Origin of the sequence: Phyllobacterium sp. YR531, from assembly GCF_000282595.1 — a bacterium.
Classification (GTDB): domain Bacteria; phylum Pseudomonadota; class Alphaproteobacteria; order Rhizobiales; family Rhizobiaceae; genus Phyllobacterium.
The window spans coordinates 38,316-54,934 of the sequence record NZ_AKIZ01000014.1 but is presented as its reverse complement, the minus strand read 5'-3'; the positions used below and the strand labels follow the sequence as shown (position 1 = coordinate 54,934).

Genomic DNA, 16,619 nt, shown 5'->3' with positions numbered 1-16,619 from the left:
TTTACGCCAGCTCAAGCGGCCTGAAACTTTTCCGCTACGAACGTCCAGTTGACCAGCTTGCCCAGTACGGCGGCAACATGTTCGGTCCGGCGGTTCTCATAATCGAGATAATAGGCATGCTCCCAGACATCGACACCTAGTAATGTCTTCTTGCCATCTGCCAGCGGATTGCCTGCGTCCTGCATCCCAACGACGACCAGCTTGTCACCGTCTTTTACCAGCCACACCCAACCGGTGCCGAACACCTTGTCCGATTCCGCGACAATCTGTTTCTGCAGTTCGTCAATACCGCCAAATGAGCTTTTGGCAGCATCCAGAAAAGCGCCCTCCGCGGCAGCCGGGCCACCCTTGAATTGTTGCCAGTAAAAATTGTGATTCCATGCCTGTGCCGCATTGTTGAAAATCGCTGTCTCATTTTCCTTTTTGGCACGCACGACAACCTCTTCCAGCGTGAGGTCAGCAAAGGGCGTTTTCTCCGTCAGAGTGTTCAGCTTTTTGAAATAGCCCGCATGGTGTTTTCCGAAATGAAGGCCAACGGTTCTCGCCGAAATAACCGGACTCAGAGCGGCACCCTCGTAGGGCAACTCGGGCTGCTTGAAGGGTGCGGCGGCCTGCGCACGAACTGACGGAGAAAAAAGTGTCGTGGCAGCCGCCACTCCGGATAACGCCAGCATGTGGCGGCGATTCATTTTCATTCCTGTTCTCCTGTGTTCCGTGGATCTCCATTACATGGGCAAACGACCGCGAAGCACCAGAGTTCCACCGCACACAATTACTTGTCCACTGCTTAGCCTATGACTTCTTCAATTCCGCTACGACAGCATCAAAGAATACATTTGGATCAATCGGCTCTTTGCCAACCGGCTTCGGCTGCGCTCCAAACGTCACAATGACGACTTTTTCCACCGGATCGATGTAGATGTTCTGACCCTGAATACCGATGGCAGAAAATGCACCATCCTTGATGGAGGGTTCTGTCCATGCCGTCCACCACATATAGCCGTAGTCGAGCTTCTTGCCGTCTTTAAGCGTTTTGGGCGTTGTCGCTTCTTTAACCCAGCCTTCCGGCAATATGGATTTGCCGTCGACCACACCATTGTTCATGAAAAACAGACCGAAGCGCCCATAATCCCGCAAGGTTGCGCTTATCCCGCTACCGCCGATTTCGACGCCATCCGGTGAATCAAGCCACCAGCTTGCGTCAGTTTCCATGCCGAACGGCGCCCAGATTTTCTCCGACAAATATTCGGCCAAAGGCTTCTTCACCGCTCCCCGAACGATCTCGCCCAGAATTTGCGTTTCGCCTGTACTATAGGTGTTCACGCTACCCGGTTCTGCGGCACGTGGCAGTTTTGCCATAAGCTCCACAGCTGAGCGTGGCTTCTGCGATATTTGCGCCCTTAAAAGGGCGCGGCGATCTGAATTCGGGTCCGTGTAAGTCTCGTTCCACTTGACGCCGGAGGACATCATCAGAACGTCCTTGACGGACACACCATCATAGGCGCTGCCCTTGAGTTCCGGAACATAATCGACAACCTGAGCGTCCAGCCCTTTGATCAAACCTTCCTTGATTGCGATCCCGGCGAGAGTTGAACTGACCGATTTTGCAACCGACATCGACATCCAACGCGTTTTTTCAGTGTTTCCCCGCTGATAAGTCTCAAAAGCAACTTTCCCGTCCTTGATAACGAGCATAGCCGTAATGCTGTCCAGCGCTATGAAATCATAGAGATCGTAATCTTTGTCCTCATATTTGAACTTTACGTTGCTCAGTTGCTTTTCAGCTTTTGGCAGTTCAAGCGCCTTCGCCCCGGCCTTGATCGTGCGCGTCGGGAAAAGCCGGTCAATATTTCGGTAAGTACTAACAGCCAGATCCGGCAAGAGCGCACCGTCATAGACCTGTTCGACGGTTCCAATGGTTTCATTGGCATGCGGATAGGCATTGTCTTGTGCCTGTGCTGGCAAAATTACTGCACCGAAAAGCGCCGTCACGCCCAAGGCAGATATTGCAGTTTTGAATTGTAATACGTTCCCGCAGTTTCGAAACATCAAGCATCTCCTCCTGTTATTGCCGGGAAAGAGTGCGGCGTTCTTGGCTCGGGTTCAATGCTTGGGAGCGGTTTTTTCTAAATTAAGGCTTCTGCTACCAGATAAAAACCGAGAATGAGCAGTCCTGAGAAGAACAGGCGCCGGAAGGTTTCGACACTCATGCGCAGTCTAAGCGCCTGTCCGATGATCATGCCAAACAATGCAGGAACAAGGGCAAGCAGTGACATCCCGACCAACATTGCCGAAGACGAGCTTGCATCAGCGCGCAGCCAAAGGCCGGCAGCAAGTGCGATGGTTGAGACTGTGAATGAAAGGCCCAAGGCTTGGATTAGATCTTCCTTTTCAAGCTTTAATGCCTGGAGATACGGAACAGCTGGGATAACGAAGACGCCCGTTGCTCCTGTAACAAAGCCAGTCAACAGTCCTACCAATGGTGAAAGCAGGCTTTCATGGCGCGGGTTAACATGAAACTTCACCTGCAAAAGACCAAGTATCGCGTAGAGCGCCAATGCGACACCCAGCCCCGACAGGGCAAGTCCGGAATGATTGCCCACCAGCCCGCCACTTCCGGCAATCGTCCCCACGACGACACCCGCCATCATGCCCCAAAGACGGGCAAGCAATCTGATAAATGAGGGGCCTGCAATCAATTGCCAGACATTGGTTATGAAGGACGGGAGGATCAGAATTGCCGCCGCTTGCGAGGGGGGCATGGATACTGCCAGCAGTCCCATTGCCACTGTTGGCAATCCCATTCCCACAACGCCCTTCACAAAGCCGGCGAGCAGAAAAACCGATGCGACAATCCCCCACGCCATTGGATCAGCCAAGAAACTGTCCACTGCCATGCGCGAGTAATCTGCCACCGTTTCAATCATTTGCTTAATCTCCTGCCAAGCTGCTGCCACACAGCCTTGACCTTTTTCCGCCAGGCTCACAATGTGGATTTCCGATAGCCAGCCTTCGTGCAGGCCGAAGGCACGGAGGATGTCTTGCGCTTTGACCTAGTCGATTTGAAACTGTTCTTGCACGTTGCGGAAGCCGGAAGCATCACAGCCGGTGCAGAGCGTTCCGGGCTGGCGCTGGCGTCGGCAAGCGCAAGAATAAAAGGCATGGAAGAAATGCTTGGTATTGCCCTTGTCGAGCGCAAACGCCGAGGCGTAACGCTCACTGCTGCCGGGCAGACATTGGTGTATCACGCCCGCACTATCCAAAATCAGATTGAAACAATGGCCGGGGATCTTGGTGAGCATGCCCGCGGCTTACGCGCCCATATCCGCCTGCTTGCAAACACAGCTGCGGGTTCACGCCTGTCTGATATTCTTGCGCGGTTTTTGGCAAACAATCGTAATATTGATGTCGAATTGGAAGAGTGGCCGAGCCATGTCATAGCGGAAAAATTGGCAAACAGTCAGGCGGATTTGGGTATCGCTGCGGGTTGGGCCAATCTTTCCAACCTGGAACAAAAACCATTCTGTAGGGATCAATTGGCTGTCATAACCGCAAAGGAAAGCGACATTGCCAAAGGGTTTCGTTCGATACGCTTTGAAGACATCCTTGCAGAGCCCTTTGTCGGACTTGGCTCGGGCAATGCCTTGCAGGAACATGTCATCCGGCAGGCCTCTCGCTTAGGACGGCATCTCAATTTCCGAGTGAAAGTCGCCTCGCTGGAGGCTGCATGCCAGCTTGTCGCCAGCCAAGTCGGGATCGCCATTGTATCACAGGCTGCAGCAAGCCGGTCTGCAGTTGTCCGCAACCTGAGAATTGTACCGCTATCGAACGAATGGGCGACACGGCACTTACAGCTTTGTGCGAAATGCTTCAGCGATTTGACGCCTCAAGCCAAACTTCTTGCGGATGAGTTGGAGAGGACCGCCAATGCGGAAGGTTTTGATCGTTGATCACACGGACCGTGCCCTTAAACCTGCGCCAGCAATATTCCTGCCAAGGCTTCCGGCTGCAGCCGGGCGATATTATGCCCGCAATTGAGTGAGAAGGTCTCCCACTCCGGATCAATGCTCAAACGTTCGTACAGCTCGAGAAACGGACTTCCTTCCCATCCATGTGCTCCAACATAGACCTTACGCGGGACTTCGCGCCAACGGCCGGATAGATCGATTGCCTGAAGGAATGTTCCCATCGGATGAGGGCGGCACCTTGCGTCAAGATTTGGTGGTGGAGCACAGTTTAACCCGTCGCCCATTGCTCCGGTGATGAAGGCTTCCCGAAAGCGAGGGCTTGTCAGTGACCATACGGACTCGCCCGCCTGCGGCACATAAGCGTCGAGATAGACCAGTGCACGGATATTGGCAGGTTCGGCATCGGCCGCTCCAGTCATGACCATGCCGCCATAAGAATGGCCAACCAAAACCACATCACCGGAACATTTTCCAATCACCTGAATCGCATCGTCGATGTGAGTAGTTAGATTTGCTGCCGGTGCCGGAACATCGCCGAGGCCGGTGAGCGTTAGCGTCTCTATCCTGTGACCACGTGCAACGAGGAGATTTGCCACTTTTTCGAATGCCCAGCCGCCCTGCCATCCTCCCGGTATCAAGATGAATGTCGCCATTTCAGCACCCATATTCTGCAGCAAACACGTCACATCGTGGCTAAAATAGAACTTTGGAGCAAGTGTTGGTTGCAAACATTACGAACGCCAGGCCCGCCTGCCGCTACTGTCACGGTTTTACTTCCGCCATTCTTAATCAAAATTCGCCATTGAAGCCTCGGCGCGCATCAGCTAGAACCGCTTCGCGCATGCGAGCTATCGCAGCCTCATGCACCCGTAGCTCAGCTGGATAGAGCGCTGCCCTCCGAAGGCAGAGGTCACAGGTTCGAATCCTGTCGGGTGCGCCATAAACCGTCACCAATTATATATGGAACCAAACACCCAGAATATTGTTGCAATATGTATCGCAAGGCGGCATTGCATCTGCTTGCCGTACGAAGCGCATATTTGTGCTGGGTAAACCCAAACATGGCCGTTCACCAGACCTTAATCGGCATTCGATTATTGCTGGATGGGCAACGTGACTCGCCAACGACAGAGTTCATTATGACACTGGAATCCGATTTGAACTTCTCTATCGCAGATATCGAACAGCTCGAGGATGCGCTGCACAGGGCAATGCTCTCCGGTGATACCGACGCATTGCAAGAATATCTGGATGACAGTCTTATTTCGATAGACCCTTTCGGGCGTAAGTTGAACAAACAGGAAAACCTCGATTTTCATCGGGCATGCATTCTTAAACTTGATCGGTTCGACCTTTTGGAACGATCGGTAAGGATCATGGAAAATGCGGCAGCAGTCTCATGGTCCGGCAAGCTTTCTGGAACCTACTATGGCGAAAGCTTCTCCGAGAAGCTGGCTTACAGCCGCGTTTGGTCGTTGCACGATGGTCGGTGGACAGTCATTCTCATCCACGCCACCAGAATTACGATGTGACAACCACACAAGCCTTATCTGCTTTTTAGACCACGAAGCGATTCCATCATCATGCGTAAACCGCGCGTCAATTGCTTATCGCGCCGGACGACCATGCCCAGCTGCCGTTTTAATTGAGGCCTGACCGGAGATACTTTCAAAAAATTGGCACGATCCCGCCTTAGCGCCAGTTCCGGCAGAACTGACCAGCCCAATCCGGCCGCCACAAGTTCCTTGATTGCCTCAATGCTCCCAAATTCCATTGATGGCTTGGCCTGCAATCCTGCTTGAGCAACCCAATTGTCAATGCATTTGCGTGTATTCCCACCGTCGTACAGCAAGAGGCTCTGTCCACAGAGGAATGCAGCATCCGGTCCATCTTCTGGCATTTCGGCGTCCTTTGGTGCAACGGCCAGCAGTTGCTCTTCGTAAAATGGCTCTATCTCAAACGGGCGGCCATGTGCCGGCAGCGCAACGATAGCAAGATCAAGAAGGTTTTCTTCAAGATCGTGTAAAATTTCGCCCACATTGCCTATCAGCACTGTGATCTCCAGGCCCGGCATACGCTTCTTCACTTTCGCAATGGCAAGCGGAAGAAGGTGAATAGACGTCGTCGCGCCCGTACCGATACGTAATCGTCCTGCGACTCCGTGCCTGTAAGGCAGCATGGCCTCTTCGGCAGCAGACGCTTCCTGAATTATACGTCGCGCATGGGTGAGAAAATCCAGCCCCGCTGCCGTTGGTTGAGCTTTGCGCCCGACACGCTCAATGAGTCGCACACCCAAACCCTGCTCAAGCAGCTTGACCTGCAAACTGACCGCAGGCTGCGTCAAGCCAATTTTGTCCGCAGCGGCTGTGAAACCGCCAAGCTCCACCACGTGAACGAATGTCGTGACGTGATCAATGCTCAAAGACACCAAAGTATTCCTTATGATTTGCATAACAATCATAAGCTTCTTTTCGCATGGATTCCACGGCATTTTATGCCGACAGCCAGAAAGGAAATTCCATGGCACTTTTTACAATTCCCGCCGGCAATCACAGCTGGAGTCATCCAAGCTGGTTTTTGGGTCCAGCCCGCGAAATCGCTGTTTATCTGGCAAAGCGCCGCAGCCGCCTCGCACTGTCAAACATGACCAGCGACCAACTGCGTGATATTGGAATAACACCAGACCAGGCTGAGGCTGAGATCGCGAAATCCTGGTTCTGGATATAAGCGGGCGAAAACGGCATCACCGCCCGTGTCATCACGGACAATCGCCACACGTTGCTGCTGTTCGCCGGACAACTCGTCCGGAAAGACATCATATTTGTGAGCCAGCCTTACCCGGTCGAGCATTTTACGTGCCATGATTTCTGTCTCGGCTTTCGAAGTTTTCTTGACGACCATTTGCGAAAGCGAGCCATTTCCGCTTGCAGAGAGATACGGGAAGAGATTGAACTGCTGGAAGATCAGGCCGACTTTCAATCGCAGTGCTTTCAAATGCAGCTCATCTGGAAGTAATTGCGCACCGGCAACCGAAATTGACCCGCCCTCGATCAATTCCAGCCCATTGATACAGCGAAGCAGCGTGGATTTTCCGGAGCCGCTTTTGCCAATAATGGCAATCACTTCCCCCGATCAATATCGATATTGATACCCTCAGGTATCTCACAATGAAAAATCGGTCATGTGCGAACTTTTTTCGGGAAAATGCATCTGCCTACAAAGTGCAGGGATTGGCGCAGCAAAATAGCCAACACCAAGTAGATCGCTGTCGTAATGAAATAGGCTTCGAACGCTCCGAAGTTCGGATAGGTCGTGTGGCTACAAACAAAAGGGTCCGCGATATCATTGAAATATCCGCAGACCCCTGAGACGCAGGATAAGTTATATCGCCGCTTTACCTGCTACCCGGTACACGGGGCAGAATAACGCGACTGCCTCCCACGCCTTGACGTTCCTGAAGCTGCCTCTGGGCGTCGGATGACATGCTCCGTTCTTTGGTAAACGTTGCCCGGTCAGGCCGCTCTGGCCGATCCGGACGGTCGGGCCGATCAGGTCTGTCAGGACGCTGAACAACCGGAGGCCTGATTGGCCGTGGGTCACGATTGGGATCACGGCCAATTGACGATCCTCTGTCGTCTGGTCGGTCTCTTCTATCGTCCCAATCACGGCGGGAACGGTCGCGGTCGCGCCGCCAATCCCTGTCACGGCGATCATAGCGATCCCGATCGTAGTAACGGTCCCTGCCGTAATATCCGTCATCGACATAGACTGAACTGTATCCGCCTGAACCGCCATAATAACCATCGCCGCCATCGTCAGCGACGCAACCGGATAGAACAACACCGGAAAGACCAATAAGTGCAGTAACGGCTAGAGATTTTATGAACATCATAGTTCCTCCATGCTCATGAACTGGTACCGCGCAGAAATGTTCCGCACAGTCGCCCCCGAAATAATCTGTATGGCCTTATTCATTCCAGCTCAAGAACCTCGCCAGCCGTGTACAGGACTTCCGGAGGGCCGTACTCTCCAACATCCGGCTTGGCCTCCCGTGCCCAGGCGATAACTCCCGCATGCTTTGAAGCGAGGTCTTTCGCCGTACGGATCGCGCGTTCTTTTGTCTCGAATTGCTGCGGCTCTCCAACTGGAAAAAGCTCGCCAGCATCTCCTTGATCAAAGGCCATAACAACAATCAATTGCACCGGGTCCATTGCGCGTACCTTACGTCAAATAATAATTTTCAAACTTGCTACAGAGAATCAGTCGCTCGGACCTTTAGCGGTATCAGCAAACACTTGGGACGTAACGCCCCGATACCAGTTAAACTCTAGACGTCGATAGCGGTTCCAATTGCGGCCACAGGGTAGATATTGCCCTAGGTGCAGTAACGTTTTATTTTCAGAGCGCACCTTGCGTGATCGGATAGGCCAATCCTATAATAGCCGATGAAAACCTCTCCCGAAAAAGATTACCCAGCACCAAGCCCTGATGCTCGTCCATGGCTCAAAATTCTCAGCCAATATCGCAAGCCACACAGGGGCCGCAGTGCTTTTGAACTTGCTGTAACTGTGGTCCCATTCGCAATCTTCTGGGCTTTATGCTGGGCAGCCGTTCACTATGGTTTCTGGTGGGGACTGATTTTGATCGTGCCTGCTGCGGGTTTTCTGTTGAGGCTTTTCATGATCCAACATGACTGTGGTCACGGATCATTCTTTGCTCATCGTCATACCGACGACTGGACCGGTCGTGTTATCGGCGTACTGACACTGACCCCATATGATTACTGGCGGCGAAGCCATGCCATCCATCACGCGTCAGCAGGCAATCTGGATGAACGCGGCATTGGTGATATAACTACGCTGACCGTTGCAGAGTATCGCGCGCTTTCGCGCTGGGGCCGCATCGGTTACCAACTCTATCGCCATCCGGTAATCATGTTTGGCATTGGCCCCGTATGGCTTTTCTTTTTCAAGCAACGTCTGCCTTTTGGCATGATGCGGTCGGGTGCTGAGCCATGGGTATCCACCATGGCAACCAATCTTGGTATTGCAGTCTGTACCATATTCCTGATGTGGCTCATTGGCGTTGGCCCGTTTCTCCTGATCCATTTACCTATCGTTACACTTGCAGGTGCCGCTGGCATCTGGCTCTTTTATGTCCAGCATCAGTTTGAGGAAACACACTGGTCATCTGCGCCGGAATGGCAATTCCACGAAGCTGCCCTGCATGGGTCATCCCACTATATTCTGCCGGGTTTCCTGCGGTGGATCACCGGCAATATAGGAATTCACCACGTCCATCACCTGTCGAGCAAGGTTCCTTGCTACCGGCTACCGCAAGTCTTGAAAGACTATCCGGAGCTTGGCGATATTGGCCGCATTACAATCATGGAAAGCCTGCGCTGCGTGAAGCTTGTCCTATGGGACGAGAACCGCAAAAGGCTGGTCTCGTTCCGGGAAGCGAGAGCACAGGTTTAAAATCTGTGCCCTCTTTTGCCTGTTGGTCAGGCTATTGAAAGCTGCTCACGTTTTGTGGCGCGGGCCAGCCGTATTACCGCAAGGCCGAGGATCGAAAGTATACTGCCAATAGTGCCGAGATAGGCCAGTCCCAGATTGGCGATAACCAATCCGCCGATCATTGATCCAATCGCCACTCCAAGATAAAGCGCCGAATAATTCAGCGACAGCGCAAGCGGCGCGCTTTCTGGCGCTATTGCCAGTATCCGGCTCGCTTGTGCTGGTGGAAACATCCAGGCGATCACGCCCCACAACACCATATGACCGATCAGCAAACTGCCCGCTATTTCATGCGGCAATGTCATGATCCAGCTGACAACCAGAAGAGCTGCGGTATTGAGGATTGACGCGGCAATCACCGTTTTTGTCGCACCGAAACGGTCGGCCAATTGTCCGCCCAGAAAATTGCCGAATGCCGCTCCAACACCAAAAGCCAGAAGAATTACAGGCAGATATTCGCGGCCAAGTCCCGTTCCTTGAACCGCAACGGCAGCGATATAGGTATAAACTGCAAATCCGCCTGCCATATAAAGCAGCATTGTCAGAAGCGCAGGCAACAAACCCGGATGACGAATGACACTGAGACGCTTGGCCAATGTCATTTTGTCTGCATAAAGACCGCGCGGCAGCAACACCCACACTATTAATGTCGCCAGAACACCAATCAAGGCAATGAAAATATAGGTGCCGCGCCAGCCTGCAAAACTGCTTATGAACGCGCCAAGCGGCGCACCAAAAGCCACGGCCAGTGTTGTTCCGCCTACGACTGCTGAAATTGCTCTTGCGCGGTGATGCGGCTCCGATATTGCGACCGCCGTCGCCTGTGCCGTTGCGGCATAAAGCCCAGCTACCACGGCAATCAGAAGACGCGCAATCAACAGAAGCATATATGTTGGAGCGATTGATGCGAGCAGTGCACCCAAAACAAACACCAATGCGCTGCCTGCCAGCACCAAGCGCCTGTCCAGCGCTCCGGTCAGGGCCGCGATAATCGGTGCGCCGATTGCATAGGCGAAAGCATAAGTTACAACCAGATAGCCAGCCTGCACAAGGCTGACACCGGTATCTCCCGCTATTTCAGGCAAAAGGCTGGCCACGACAAAGCCTTCAATGCCAATTGCAAACGTGCCCAATGCCAATCCAACCAGACGAATGTCCATGGTTAATACCTTAATGTTCAATGATCCTTGAACTATTCAGCGCTGACAAATTAAAGTCAAGCGATAAGTTCAAAAATTATTGAACATTGAAATCTCTCCTGCCAATTGCTATTACATCCCGTATGACGAATACACTGCATCATCCCTCTCCAGAAGAAATCACTTTGCCTGCTGTACTAGCGGCGCTTGGCGACGAGACCCGTCTCGCGATCATCTCCATGCTGGCAAGGTTTGGTGAGGACGAGCGCAACATGACCTGCAGTTACTTTCTTAGCCTCGGGTCAAAAACCGCGCTGAGCTATCATATTGGAAAGCTGCGTGAAGCAGGTATCATTCATGTTCGCCCGGAAGGCACGAAACGTTTGCTTTCCCTGCGGCGCACCGATCTGGAAAACCGGTTTCCCGGTTTTCTCGCTTCGATTTTGGCATCTGCCGAACAGCTCGCACCCGGCGCAGCCTCATCGTCGAACGAGTTTCCGGAACAGTCAGGATTGCAATCATGAAAATAACGCCGAACGGCTCAATGCCAACACGTCGCGCACCCGCCGACTGGTTTACCGGAACCGTGTGGCAAGATCCCATTATCGAAGCCGAAGCGCCAGCGCGGTTGCGCGCCGTTACTGTCCGGTTCGAACCTGGCGCGCGCACCGCCTGGCACACGCATCCGCTTGGTCAGACTTTACACGTGACATCGGGCTCCGGACTTGCCCAGGTTTGGGGCGAAGCGATAAGGGAGATCAAAGCGGGCGACACTGTCTGGATTCCTGCCGGTGAAAAACACTGGCATGGGGCCGGACCCACTACGTTCATGACCCATATTGCCATGCAGGAAGCGCTTGATGGCGTAGCGGTCGAGTGGATGGAAAAGGTTTCAGATACGCAATATTCCGGCCACGATTAGTCTGCTAGACTGACTGCCAGTTGCAGAGAAGGGAATAATCATGGCATTCGAAGACATTAAGGCACAAATCGCGCTTTTGGTTGAAGAGATGGTCAAGCGACCAGCGGACGCCCATGAAATTCACGAAACCCTGCGTGAGCATTTGAACGAACTCCGGGCCATGGGCATGCCATTGCCCGATGATCTTGTAGCGCTTGAACGCAAGCTCGAAACTGACTTCGATTCCTAGATCGCCCCTATCGCGGGTCGTTCAACAAACTGTCGACAGAGCGTTTTCGCCTAGAACCTCTTGCATTCTTGCCATCCAGAATACCGATGTCACGCAGCATGTGATCGGAGAATTCTTCCGTATGAAGGAAACTGGCAGTTTCGTTTCTTACCTGCTGTTTTTTCGATCCTCTGAACCAATCCATCAAAGCTGAAAATAGCGTAACAGCTGGTGCATGTGTCTTGGACATCATCATTTCCTTAACTCCAAAAAGCAGGGCAGTTAGTCCTCTTGTTGGAGTGAACATGCGCTTTCCTGTGGTTGTTTTCCAACAAAACGCAAAGTAGTATACATAAGGACAGCTTATGTGAGATAGACAATGCAACTTCCACCCTTATCGGCAATCCGTGTGTTTGAAGCTGCAGCTCGCCACGGCAATTTTACAAAGGCCGCGGAAGAACTCGGCATGACGCAGGCCGCCGTCAGTTATCAGATCAAGCTGCTTGAGGAACGTATCGGAGCGCTGCTTTTTCTGCGTAAATCGCGTCAAGTGATGCTGACAGAAATAGGAGCTCGCCTTTCCCCCGCGATCAGTGAAGCATTCGACCTGATGCGTGCGGCAATTGCAGCAACACGTGAGAATGCCGATGGGGTTTTGACCATCAGCACCATTCCAACCTTTGCTGCAAACTGGCTTGTTCCGCGGCTCGGCTCGTTCCAGCTGGCACATCCAGCATTGGCTGTGCGCCTGCAGGCCACGCGCGATATGATAGATTTTTCACGTCAACCGGCGGATGTTGGTATCAGATCAGGCAGTGGCAAATGGCCGGGCCTGATCAGCCACAGAATATTTGCTGCCGAGTTCTCACCCATGCTGACACCCGCATTGGCGGCGACAATCGGGGGCATCAAGACACCCGCTGACCTTTTGAAACTGCCGCTCATCGATACCGGCGATTACTGGTGGAAGTTATGGTTTCGGGCTGTGGGGATACAAGAGCCAAATCTGCTCGGTGATCCGAGAAGCCGCTTTGGCGATCAGCATCTTGAAGGAAGGGCTGTTCTGGCGGGGATGGGCGTCGGAATCCTTACTCCCGCCTTTTATCAGAACGAAATCAAACAAGGTCAGCTTATCCAGCCTTTTGATATTACAGGCGCTGATGGTGATCATTTTTACTGGCTGGTTTACCCGGAAGTGCGCAGAAACGTCCCTAAAATCCGCGCATTCCGCGACTGGATGCTTGGCCAGCTCAGCGATGCTTGAATTGAAAAGGGCGGGATAAATCCCGCCCGCTCCGATCTTTAAAATACTGCGAGATAGCGCAGCAGGGAGATAATACCGATCACCACAACGATGACCTGAATAATCTGCTTGGCGCGGCCATCCAGTGGCAGCATCTGCACGAGATAGAGCACGAGGAAAATCACCAGAACGGTGATCAAAAGACTGATCAAAATCGACATTACATATTTCCTGTTTTCTGGATCAATACGAGTGTAGCCCTCAGAAACTCTCATAAGCCGACTTTGGTTCCATCACATGCGGGTAAAAAGTGCATTTACGCTTTCGCCGCATTGTCTGGCTCGGGCCATACTGTTAGCTTCGGCTTCGCTCCCCATTGCTTTCAGGAATTCCCCCATGCGCTCCTTGTTTCATTTCGCCTATCACGTAACCGATCTTGATGAGGCCCGCCGTTTTTATGGTGGAGTGCTCGGATGCGAAGAAGGTCGCAGTACTGAGACTTGGGTTGATTTCGATTTCTTTGGCCATCAGATTTCATTGCATCTCGGCAAGCCATTTGAAACGACCAAAACAGGCAAGGTCGGAGATCATATGGTTCCCATGCCGCATTTCGGCATTATCCTTGCACTTGAGGACTGGAACGTGCTGGCGAACCGGCTTAAGGCCGCGAACATAGAGTTTGTCATGCCACCCGTCGTGCGCTTCCAAGGCGAACCTGGCGAACAATGGACCATGTTTTTCCGTGATCCATCGGGCAATCCTATCGAAGTCAAAGGTTTTGCAGACTTCGCCAGCATTTACGCAAAGTAAGGTCGCACTGAAAAATCATGGAAGTGCAGCCGTCGAATATCAGGGCCGCGTTCTGGATGACCGGATCGCTCGCCGCCATCATCTTGATGGCTGTTTCCGGCCGTGAAGCTTCACGGGAACTCAATGTCTTTCAGATCATGGAAATGCGATCGCTGATCGGCCTTGCCATGCTTTACCCGCTTATTCGTTCATCGGGCGGGTTTAAAGCCATGAAAACAAGCCGCATCTGGCAGCACGTGGGCCGCAACACAGCGCACTACGCCGGTCAGTTTGCATGGTTGATGGCTTTGTCCATGATACCGCTGGCACAGCTTATCGCGATTGAATTCACCACCCCCGCCTGGACGGCTGTGATGGCCGTGGCATTTCTGGGTGAGCGGCTGAACATCTGGCGTACGCTTACAATAGCTTTGGGTGTTATCGGAGTCATCATCATAGTCAGGCCAGGTATCGATACCGTCGAAATCGGTCAGCTTATCGTACTTGGCGCCGCTTTCACTTTCGGAATTTCATTCACCATGGTCAAATCGCTTACCCGAACGGAAAGCGTGGTGAAGATCATTTTCTGGATGCTGGTGATTCAATCCGGGATCGGCTTATTGCCTGCCCTCTATGTCTGGCAATGGCCGTCCCTGCAAATAATGCCATGGGTGATCATCATTGCCTTTACAGGCACATTTTCACACTTTTGCATGGCAAAGGCCTTGCTTTATGCCGATGCGACCGTTGTCATTCCAATGGATTTTCTGCGCGTTCCGCTCACCGCCGTTGTTGGGTGGCTGGTCTATTCCGAGCGGATTGATGCCTATACGGCGATAGGCGCGGCACTGATCCTTTCGGGAAATTTGCTCAACCTTAAGAATCGCGCACGCGCCGAGCCGGTGAAGCCGACTATCGCTTAGAGAATATTGCCGAGATTATAGGTGCCTTGCTTTTTGGTGGTTTCGGCAATTTCGGCTGCCTGATAGATTTTCACCAAGTCGGTCAGCCTTGTCTGATGGTTGGCAAGCTTGTCCAGATCATTGACTTGGTCTGCGTAAACCGCCTCTACGATTTCTGAGATTTCTTCAGCAACCAGATTTTTCAAGGCTTCGATTTTTTCAGCACGATTTGTCATATCCGTCTCCTTAACACTGCATTGTTAAAGGCTGGCGGGCGTAATTGTTCCAACATTACTGTGTAATCGGCCTATTCTTCCGGCTTCTCAGCGCTGCTTTCTGTAGCATCTTCTCCGGCCAAATCCCGCATTCGCGCTTCGGCTGCGGCCAATAAATGCGACCAGATTTTCTCAAGACTGCTGGCGGCGCGCTGATAGGTTCCATCCAGACCCGGTTCGTTGACCAGAGACTGGACCTCATGGAAGTCATCAACGCCTTTCTGAATGACGTTACGCAGTCTGGAAACCTGTTCCAAGGTAAGCCCTGACTTTGCGAGGGCTGCGGGAACCTGTTTTACCAGTTGCTGCACCAGATCTGCATGCTGTTTCAGTCGGGCGACGCCGCCATTTTCTTTTGTAGTCTCGTCGGTCATGGCTGCATATTCACCTGCATCACGCGCGAAAGACAGCACATATTTCGTATTATAGTTGTCAATGCTGGATTTGAGGTGTTACGTCAGGCAACCCGACTGAATGGGCTATACGATGCAGCTTGCTTGGTTCAGCGTCGGCACCGGTCTCAATGCAGTTGAGTTCTTCCACGGTCAGGCCGCAGGCAATCGCCAGATCTTCAGCGGTATAGCCGAATTTCTCCTTGATCGTTTTTACAAGATTGACACCTGCAGTGATCGCGGAGGCTGTTGTTTCAATCACATCGGCCATTGCCATCTCCTTGTTTTGGAAATTCGGTCTCCGGTAATGCGCCGCGCTGCATTTGGTTCCTGCTAACGGGGCATATTTTCGGCAAGAAAATCGATAAAGGTTCGCACGCGTGTGGCCAGATAATCATGACCGACAAATACAGCGTTTATCTGTTCCATATCACCGGCATTATAATCCTCCAGAATAACCTCAAGCCGCCCGGCCTCAATATCGCTGGCCAGATGGAAATAACCAAGCCGTGCAATACCCAGTCCTGCCAGAGACATCTGACGTACAATCGCACCACTGCTGGCGAGGAAGTTACCGGAAATGCCCATTGGCTCAACTTCTCCGGTATCGGGGTTTTTGAACGGCCATTCCTCAAGCGCACGGCGAAAGTTGAAGTTAAGGCAGTTATGATGTTGCAGATCAGACGGTCGCATCGGTCTGCCGCGGGCGGTGATATAATCCGGCGATGCAACGACAACTTTCCGGCTCTCGCAAAGTTTCCGCGCTTTCAGATTTGAGTCGCGCATAGGGCCAACACGGATAGCAATATCTGCCCGCTCGCCGATCAGATCGACCACACGCTCACTCAAGGTGAAGTCCAGTTCCACCTCCGGATACATTTTCAGGAACTTTGGCATAAGCGGCAATATGAGAAACTGGCCGACGGCGACGGAGGAATTCACACGCAGCAGCCCGCGTGGTGCCACGGACGCGCCCGAAGCGACGACGCGTTCCGTTTCTTCGATTTCCGAGATGATCCGCAGTGCGCGCTGGCGGTAAATCTCGCCTTCCGGTGTCAGTTGCAACGAGCGCGTTGAACGCACCAGCAGGCGCGTACCCAGCCGGTCTTCTATACGCCGGATCATCTTACTGACCGCTGATGGAGAGAGACCAAGCTTCCTGCCAGCCGCGGAGAAGCTGTCCAGTTCCACCGCTGTCACGAAGACGTCCATTTCTCCGGCTCTATTATCCATGTCATGATCCCGTTGTTATCTATGAATTAGTT

The 16,619-nt window shown here is 52.6% G+C and carries 24 protein-coding genes, 1 tRNA gene and 2 pseudogenes; 11 read left to right on the top strand and 16 right to left on the bottom strand.

Features of this window, described 5'->3' with window-relative positions:
- Positions 1-11: 11 nt before the first annotated feature.
- From PMI41_RS04720 to PMI41_RS04710, 3 genes are all read right to left on the bottom strand, one after another.
- Positions 12-695, bottom strand: coding sequence for a superoxide dismutase (locus PMI41_RS04720; protein WP_008122331.1), 684 nt, complete (start codon positions 693-695; stop codon positions 12-14).
- 97 nt (positions 696-792) lie between these two features.
- Positions 793-2,049: a serine hydrolase gene (locus PMI41_RS04715; RefSeq protein ID WP_008122329.1), complete on the bottom strand. Its 1,257-nt coding sequence runs from the start codon at positions 2,047-2,049 to the stop codon at positions 793-795.
- Positions 2,050-2,126: 77 nt separating this feature from the next.
- Positions 2,127-2,867 carry a sulfite exporter TauE/SafE family protein gene (locus PMI41_RS04710; protein WP_040853864.1) on the bottom strand — a complete coding sequence of 247 codons (741 nt, stop codon included), beginning with the start codon at positions 2,865-2,867 and terminating at the stop codon, positions 2,127-2,129.
- Positions 2,868-3,041: 174 nt separating this feature from the next.
- Here PMI41_RS04710 and PMI41_RS04705 point away from each other — a divergent pair, with 174 nt between their 5' ends.
- A complete protein-coding gene (locus PMI41_RS04705) occupies positions 3,042-3,950 on the top strand; it encodes a LysR substrate-binding domain-containing protein (RefSeq protein ID WP_008122324.1) in 909 nt (302 codons plus the stop codon).
- Between the two features lie 17 nt (positions 3,951-3,967).
- Here the strand turns inward: PMI41_RS04705 and PMI41_RS04700 are convergent, their stop codons facing one another.
- Positions 3,968-4,621: an alpha/beta fold hydrolase gene (locus PMI41_RS04700; RefSeq protein WP_040853861.1), complete on the bottom strand. Its 654-nt coding sequence runs from the start codon at positions 4,619-4,621 to the stop codon at positions 3,968-3,970.
- A gap of 210 nt (positions 4,622-4,831) precedes the next feature.
- Here PMI41_RS04700 and PMI41_RS04695 point away from each other — a divergent pair.
- Positions 4,832-4,908 (top strand) — tRNA-Arg (locus tag PMI41_RS04695).
- 121 nt (positions 4,909-5,029) lie between these two features.
- Positions 5,030-5,500 (top strand): nuclear transport factor 2 family protein, encoded by a 471-nt coding sequence (locus PMI41_RS24155; RefSeq protein WP_210160784.1) that lies wholly within the window; start codon positions 5,030-5,032, stop codon positions 5,498-5,500.
- A gap of 14 nt (positions 5,501-5,514) precedes the next feature.
- Here PMI41_RS24155 and PMI41_RS04685 read toward each other — a convergent pair whose 3' ends face one another.
- Positions 5,515-6,396 carry a LysR family transcriptional regulator gene (locus tag PMI41_RS04685; protein WP_008122320.1) on the bottom strand — a complete coding sequence of 294 codons (882 nt, stop codon included), beginning with the start codon at positions 6,394-6,396 and terminating at the stop codon, positions 5,515-5,517.
- Between the two features lie 47 nt (positions 6,397-6,443).
- On the opposite strand from PMI41_RS04685, the gene PMI41_RS25620 reads away from it, so the two are divergent.
- Positions 6,444-6,695 carry a DUF1127 domain-containing protein gene (locus tag PMI41_RS25620; RefSeq protein WP_348225791.1) on the top strand — a complete coding sequence of 84 codons (252 nt, stop codon included), beginning with the start codon at positions 6,444-6,446 and terminating at the stop codon, positions 6,693-6,695.
- A gap of 33 nt (positions 6,696-6,728) precedes the next feature.
- Here the strand turns inward: PMI41_RS25620 and PMI41_RS04680 are convergent.
- The 4 genes and pseudogenes from PMI41_RS04680 to PMI41_RS04670 all read right to left on the bottom strand — a co-directional run.
- A pseudogene (locus PMI41_RS04680) lies at positions 6,729-7,144 on the bottom strand (ATP-binding cassette domain-containing protein); the annotation flags it as partial.
- Between the two features lie 3 nt (positions 7,145-7,147).
- A pseudogene (locus PMI41_RS25395) lies at positions 7,148-7,267 on the bottom strand (amino acid ABC transporter permease); the annotation flags it as partial.
- Between the two features lie 95 nt (positions 7,268-7,362).
- A complete protein-coding gene (locus tag PMI41_RS04675; RefSeq protein WP_157179315.1) occupies positions 7,363-7,860 on the bottom strand; it encodes a hypothetical protein in 498 nt (165 codons plus the stop codon).
- Positions 7,861-7,939: 79 nt separating this feature from the next.
- Positions 7,940-8,179, bottom strand: a complete 240-nt coding sequence (locus PMI41_RS04670) for a hypothetical protein (RefSeq protein WP_008122311.1) — start codon at positions 8,177-8,179, stop codon at positions 7,940-7,942.
- Between the two features lie 234 nt (positions 8,180-8,413).
- Between PMI41_RS04670 and PMI41_RS04665 the strand changes: the two genes are divergently transcribed.
- The gene (locus tag PMI41_RS04665; protein ID WP_008122309.1) at positions 8,414-9,445 is read left to right on the top strand and encodes a fatty acid desaturase; all 1,032 of its coding nucleotides are present in this window, start codon (positions 8,414-8,416) and stop codon (positions 9,443-9,445) included.
- A gap of 26 nt (positions 9,446-9,471) precedes the next feature.
- Here the strand turns inward: PMI41_RS04665 and PMI41_RS04660 are convergent, their stop codons facing one another.
- Complete coding sequence (locus PMI41_RS04660) at positions 9,472-10,644, bottom strand: MFS transporter (protein WP_008122306.1); 1,173 nt, start codon at positions 10,642-10,644, stop codon at positions 9,472-9,474.
- Between the two features lie 164 nt (positions 10,645-10,808).
- On the opposite strand from PMI41_RS04660, the gene PMI41_RS04655 reads away from it, so the two are divergent.
- Genes PMI41_RS04655 through PMI41_RS04645 form a run of 3 tightly spaced genes read left to right on the top strand, consistent with a single transcriptional unit; the run spans position 10,809 to position 11,774 of the window.
- The gene (locus PMI41_RS04655; protein WP_244423900.1) at positions 10,809-11,147 is read left to right on the top strand and encodes a helix-turn-helix domain-containing protein; all 339 of its coding nucleotides are present in this window, start codon (positions 10,809-10,811) and stop codon (positions 11,145-11,147) included.
- Positions 11,144-11,545, top strand: coding sequence for a cupin domain-containing protein (locus PMI41_RS04650; RefSeq protein ID WP_008122302.1), 402 nt, complete (start codon positions 11,144-11,146; stop codon positions 11,543-11,545). The genes PMI41_RS04655 and PMI41_RS04650 overlap by 4 nt, the downstream gene beginning before the upstream one ends.
- Positions 11,546-11,585: 40 nt before the next feature.
- Complete coding sequence (locus PMI41_RS04645; protein ID WP_008122300.1) at positions 11,586-11,774, top strand: hypothetical protein; 189 nt, start codon at positions 11,586-11,588, stop codon at positions 11,772-11,774.
- Positions 11,775-11,781: 7 nt separating this feature from the next.
- On the opposite strand, the gene PMI41_RS04640 is transcribed toward PMI41_RS04645, so the two are convergent.
- On the bottom strand, positions 11,782-12,009 hold the full coding sequence (locus tag PMI41_RS04640; RefSeq protein WP_157179314.1) for a hypothetical protein: 228 nt from the start codon (positions 12,007-12,009) through the stop codon (positions 11,782-11,784).
- A gap of 123 nt (positions 12,010-12,132) precedes the next feature.
- Between PMI41_RS04640 and PMI41_RS04635 the strand changes: the two genes are divergently transcribed.
- Positions 12,133-13,017, top strand: a complete 885-nt coding sequence (locus PMI41_RS04635) for a LysR substrate-binding domain-containing protein (protein ID WP_008122295.1) — start codon at positions 12,133-12,135, stop codon at positions 13,015-13,017.
- A gap of 38 nt (positions 13,018-13,055) precedes the next feature.
- Here the strand turns inward: PMI41_RS04635 and PMI41_RS25230 are convergent, their stop codons facing one another.
- Positions 13,056-13,217, bottom strand: coding sequence for a Thivi_2564 family membrane protein (locus PMI41_RS25230; RefSeq protein WP_008122293.1), 162 nt, complete (start codon positions 13,215-13,217; stop codon positions 13,056-13,058).
- A 175-nt stretch (positions 13,218-13,392) separates the two neighbouring features.
- Here PMI41_RS25230 and PMI41_RS04630 point away from each other — a divergent pair, with 175 nt between their 5' ends.
- Together PMI41_RS04630 and PMI41_RS04625 are read left to right on the top strand one after the other, a co-directional pair.
- Positions 13,393-13,806 (top strand): VOC family protein, encoded by a 414-nt coding sequence (locus PMI41_RS04630; RefSeq protein ID WP_008122290.1) that lies wholly within the window; start codon positions 13,393-13,395, stop codon positions 13,804-13,806.
- A 17-nt stretch (positions 13,807-13,823) separates the two neighbouring features.
- A complete protein-coding gene (locus PMI41_RS04625) occupies positions 13,824-14,708 on the top strand; it encodes a DMT family transporter (protein WP_008122289.1) in 885 nt (294 codons plus the stop codon).
- On the opposite strand, the gene PMI41_RS04620 is transcribed toward PMI41_RS04625, so the two are convergent.
- From PMI41_RS04620 to PMI41_RS04605, 4 genes are all read right to left on the bottom strand, one after another.
- Complete coding sequence (locus PMI41_RS04620; RefSeq protein ID WP_008122288.1) at positions 14,705-14,923, bottom strand: hypothetical protein; 219 nt, start codon at positions 14,921-14,923, stop codon at positions 14,705-14,707. The two genes, PMI41_RS04625 and PMI41_RS04620, sit on opposite strands and share 4 nt — an antisense overlap.
- Before the next feature lie 71 nt (positions 14,924-14,994).
- Positions 14,995-15,336: a hypothetical protein gene (locus tag PMI41_RS04615; RefSeq protein ID WP_157179313.1), complete on the bottom strand. Its 342-nt coding sequence runs from the start codon at positions 15,334-15,336 to the stop codon at positions 14,995-14,997.
- A 58-nt stretch (positions 15,337-15,394) separates the two neighbouring features.
- Positions 15,395-15,625 carry a helix-turn-helix domain-containing protein gene (locus PMI41_RS04610; RefSeq protein WP_008122286.1) on the bottom strand — a complete coding sequence of 77 codons (231 nt, stop codon included), beginning with the start codon at positions 15,623-15,625 and terminating at the stop codon, positions 15,395-15,397.
- Between the two features lie 62 nt (positions 15,626-15,687).
- A complete protein-coding gene (locus PMI41_RS04605) occupies positions 15,688-16,587 on the bottom strand; it encodes a LysR family transcriptional regulator (RefSeq protein WP_008122285.1) in 900 nt (299 codons plus the stop codon).
- Positions 16,588-16,619 lie beyond the last annotated feature (32 nt).

Bases quoted from the DNA above. Each gene is read 5' to 3' on its own strand.
- PMI41_RS04660 (WP_008122306.1), bottom strand. From the start codon at position 10,644: ATGGACATTCGTCTGGTTGGATTGGCATTGGGCACGTTTGCAATTGGC.
- PMI41_RS04615 (WP_157179313.1), bottom strand. From the start codon at position 15,336: ATGACCGACGAGACTACAAAAGAAAATGGCGGCGTCGCCCGACTGAAA.
- PMI41_RS04625 (WP_008122289.1), top strand. From the start codon at position 13,824: ATGGAAGTGCAGCCGTCGAATATCAGGGCCGCGTTCTGGATGACCGGA.
- PMI41_RS04650 (WP_008122302.1), top strand. From the start codon at position 11,144: ATGAAAATAACGCCGAACGGCTCAATGCCAACACGTCGCGCACCCGCC.
- PMI41_RS04640 (WP_157179314.1), bottom strand. From the start codon at position 12,009: ATGATGATGTCCAAGACACATGCACCAGCTGTTACGCTATTTTCAGCT.
- PMI41_RS25620 (WP_348225791.1), top strand. From the start codon at position 6,444: ATGGATTCCACGGCATTTTATGCCGACAGCCAGAAAGGAAATTCCATG.
- PMI41_RS04630 (WP_008122290.1), top strand. From the start codon at position 13,393: ATGCGCTCCTTGTTTCATTTCGCCTATCACGTAACCGATCTTGATGAG.
- PMI41_RS04715 (WP_008122329.1), bottom strand. From the start codon at position 2,049: ATGTTTCGAAACTGCGGGAACGTATTACAATTCAAAACTGCAATATCT.
- PMI41_RS04670 (WP_008122311.1), bottom strand. From the start codon at position 8,179: ATGGACCCGGTGCAATTGATTGTTGTTATGGCCTTTGATCAAGGAGAT.
- PMI41_RS04720 (WP_008122331.1), bottom strand. From the start codon at position 695: ATGAAAATGAATCGCCGCCACATGCTGGCGTTATCCGGAGTGGCGGCT.
- PMI41_RS04645 (WP_008122300.1), top strand. From the start codon at position 11,586: ATGGCATTCGAAGACATTAAGGCACAAATCGCGCTTTTGGTTGAAGAG.
- PMI41_RS04605 (WP_008122285.1), bottom strand. From the start codon at position 16,587: ATGGATAATAGAGCCGGAGAAATGGACGTCTTCGTGACAGCGGTGGAA.
- PMI41_RS04665 (WP_008122309.1), top strand. From the start codon at position 8,414: ATGAAAACCTCTCCCGAAAAAGATTACCCAGCACCAAGCCCTGATGCT.
- PMI41_RS24155 (WP_210160784.1), top strand. From the start codon at position 5,030: ATGGCCGTTCACCAGACCTTAATCGGCATTCGATTATTGCTGGATGGG.
- PMI41_RS04610 (WP_008122286.1), bottom strand. From the start codon at position 15,625: ATGGCCGATGTGATTGAAACAACAGCCTCCGCGATCACTGCAGGTGTC.
- PMI41_RS04635 (WP_008122295.1), top strand. From the start codon at position 12,133: ATGCAACTTCCACCCTTATCGGCAATCCGTGTGTTTGAAGCTGCAGCT.
- PMI41_RS04675 (WP_157179315.1), bottom strand. From the start codon at position 7,860: ATGATGTTCATAAAATCTCTAGCCGTTACTGCACTTATTGGTCTTTCC.
- PMI41_RS04700 (WP_040853861.1), bottom strand. From the start codon at position 4,621: ATGGCGACATTCATCTTGATACCGGGAGGATGGCAGGGCGGCTGGGCA.
- PMI41_RS04710 (WP_040853864.1), bottom strand. From the start codon at position 2,867: ATGGCGTGGGGGATTGTCGCATCGGTTTTTCTGCTCGCCGGCTTTGTG.
- PMI41_RS25230 (WP_008122293.1), bottom strand. From the start codon at position 13,217: ATGTCGATTTTGATCAGTCTTTTGATCACCGTTCTGGTGATTTTCCTC.
- PMI41_RS04620 (WP_008122288.1), bottom strand. From the start codon at position 14,923: ATGACAAATCGTGCTGAAAAAATCGAAGCCTTGAAAAATCTGGTTGCT.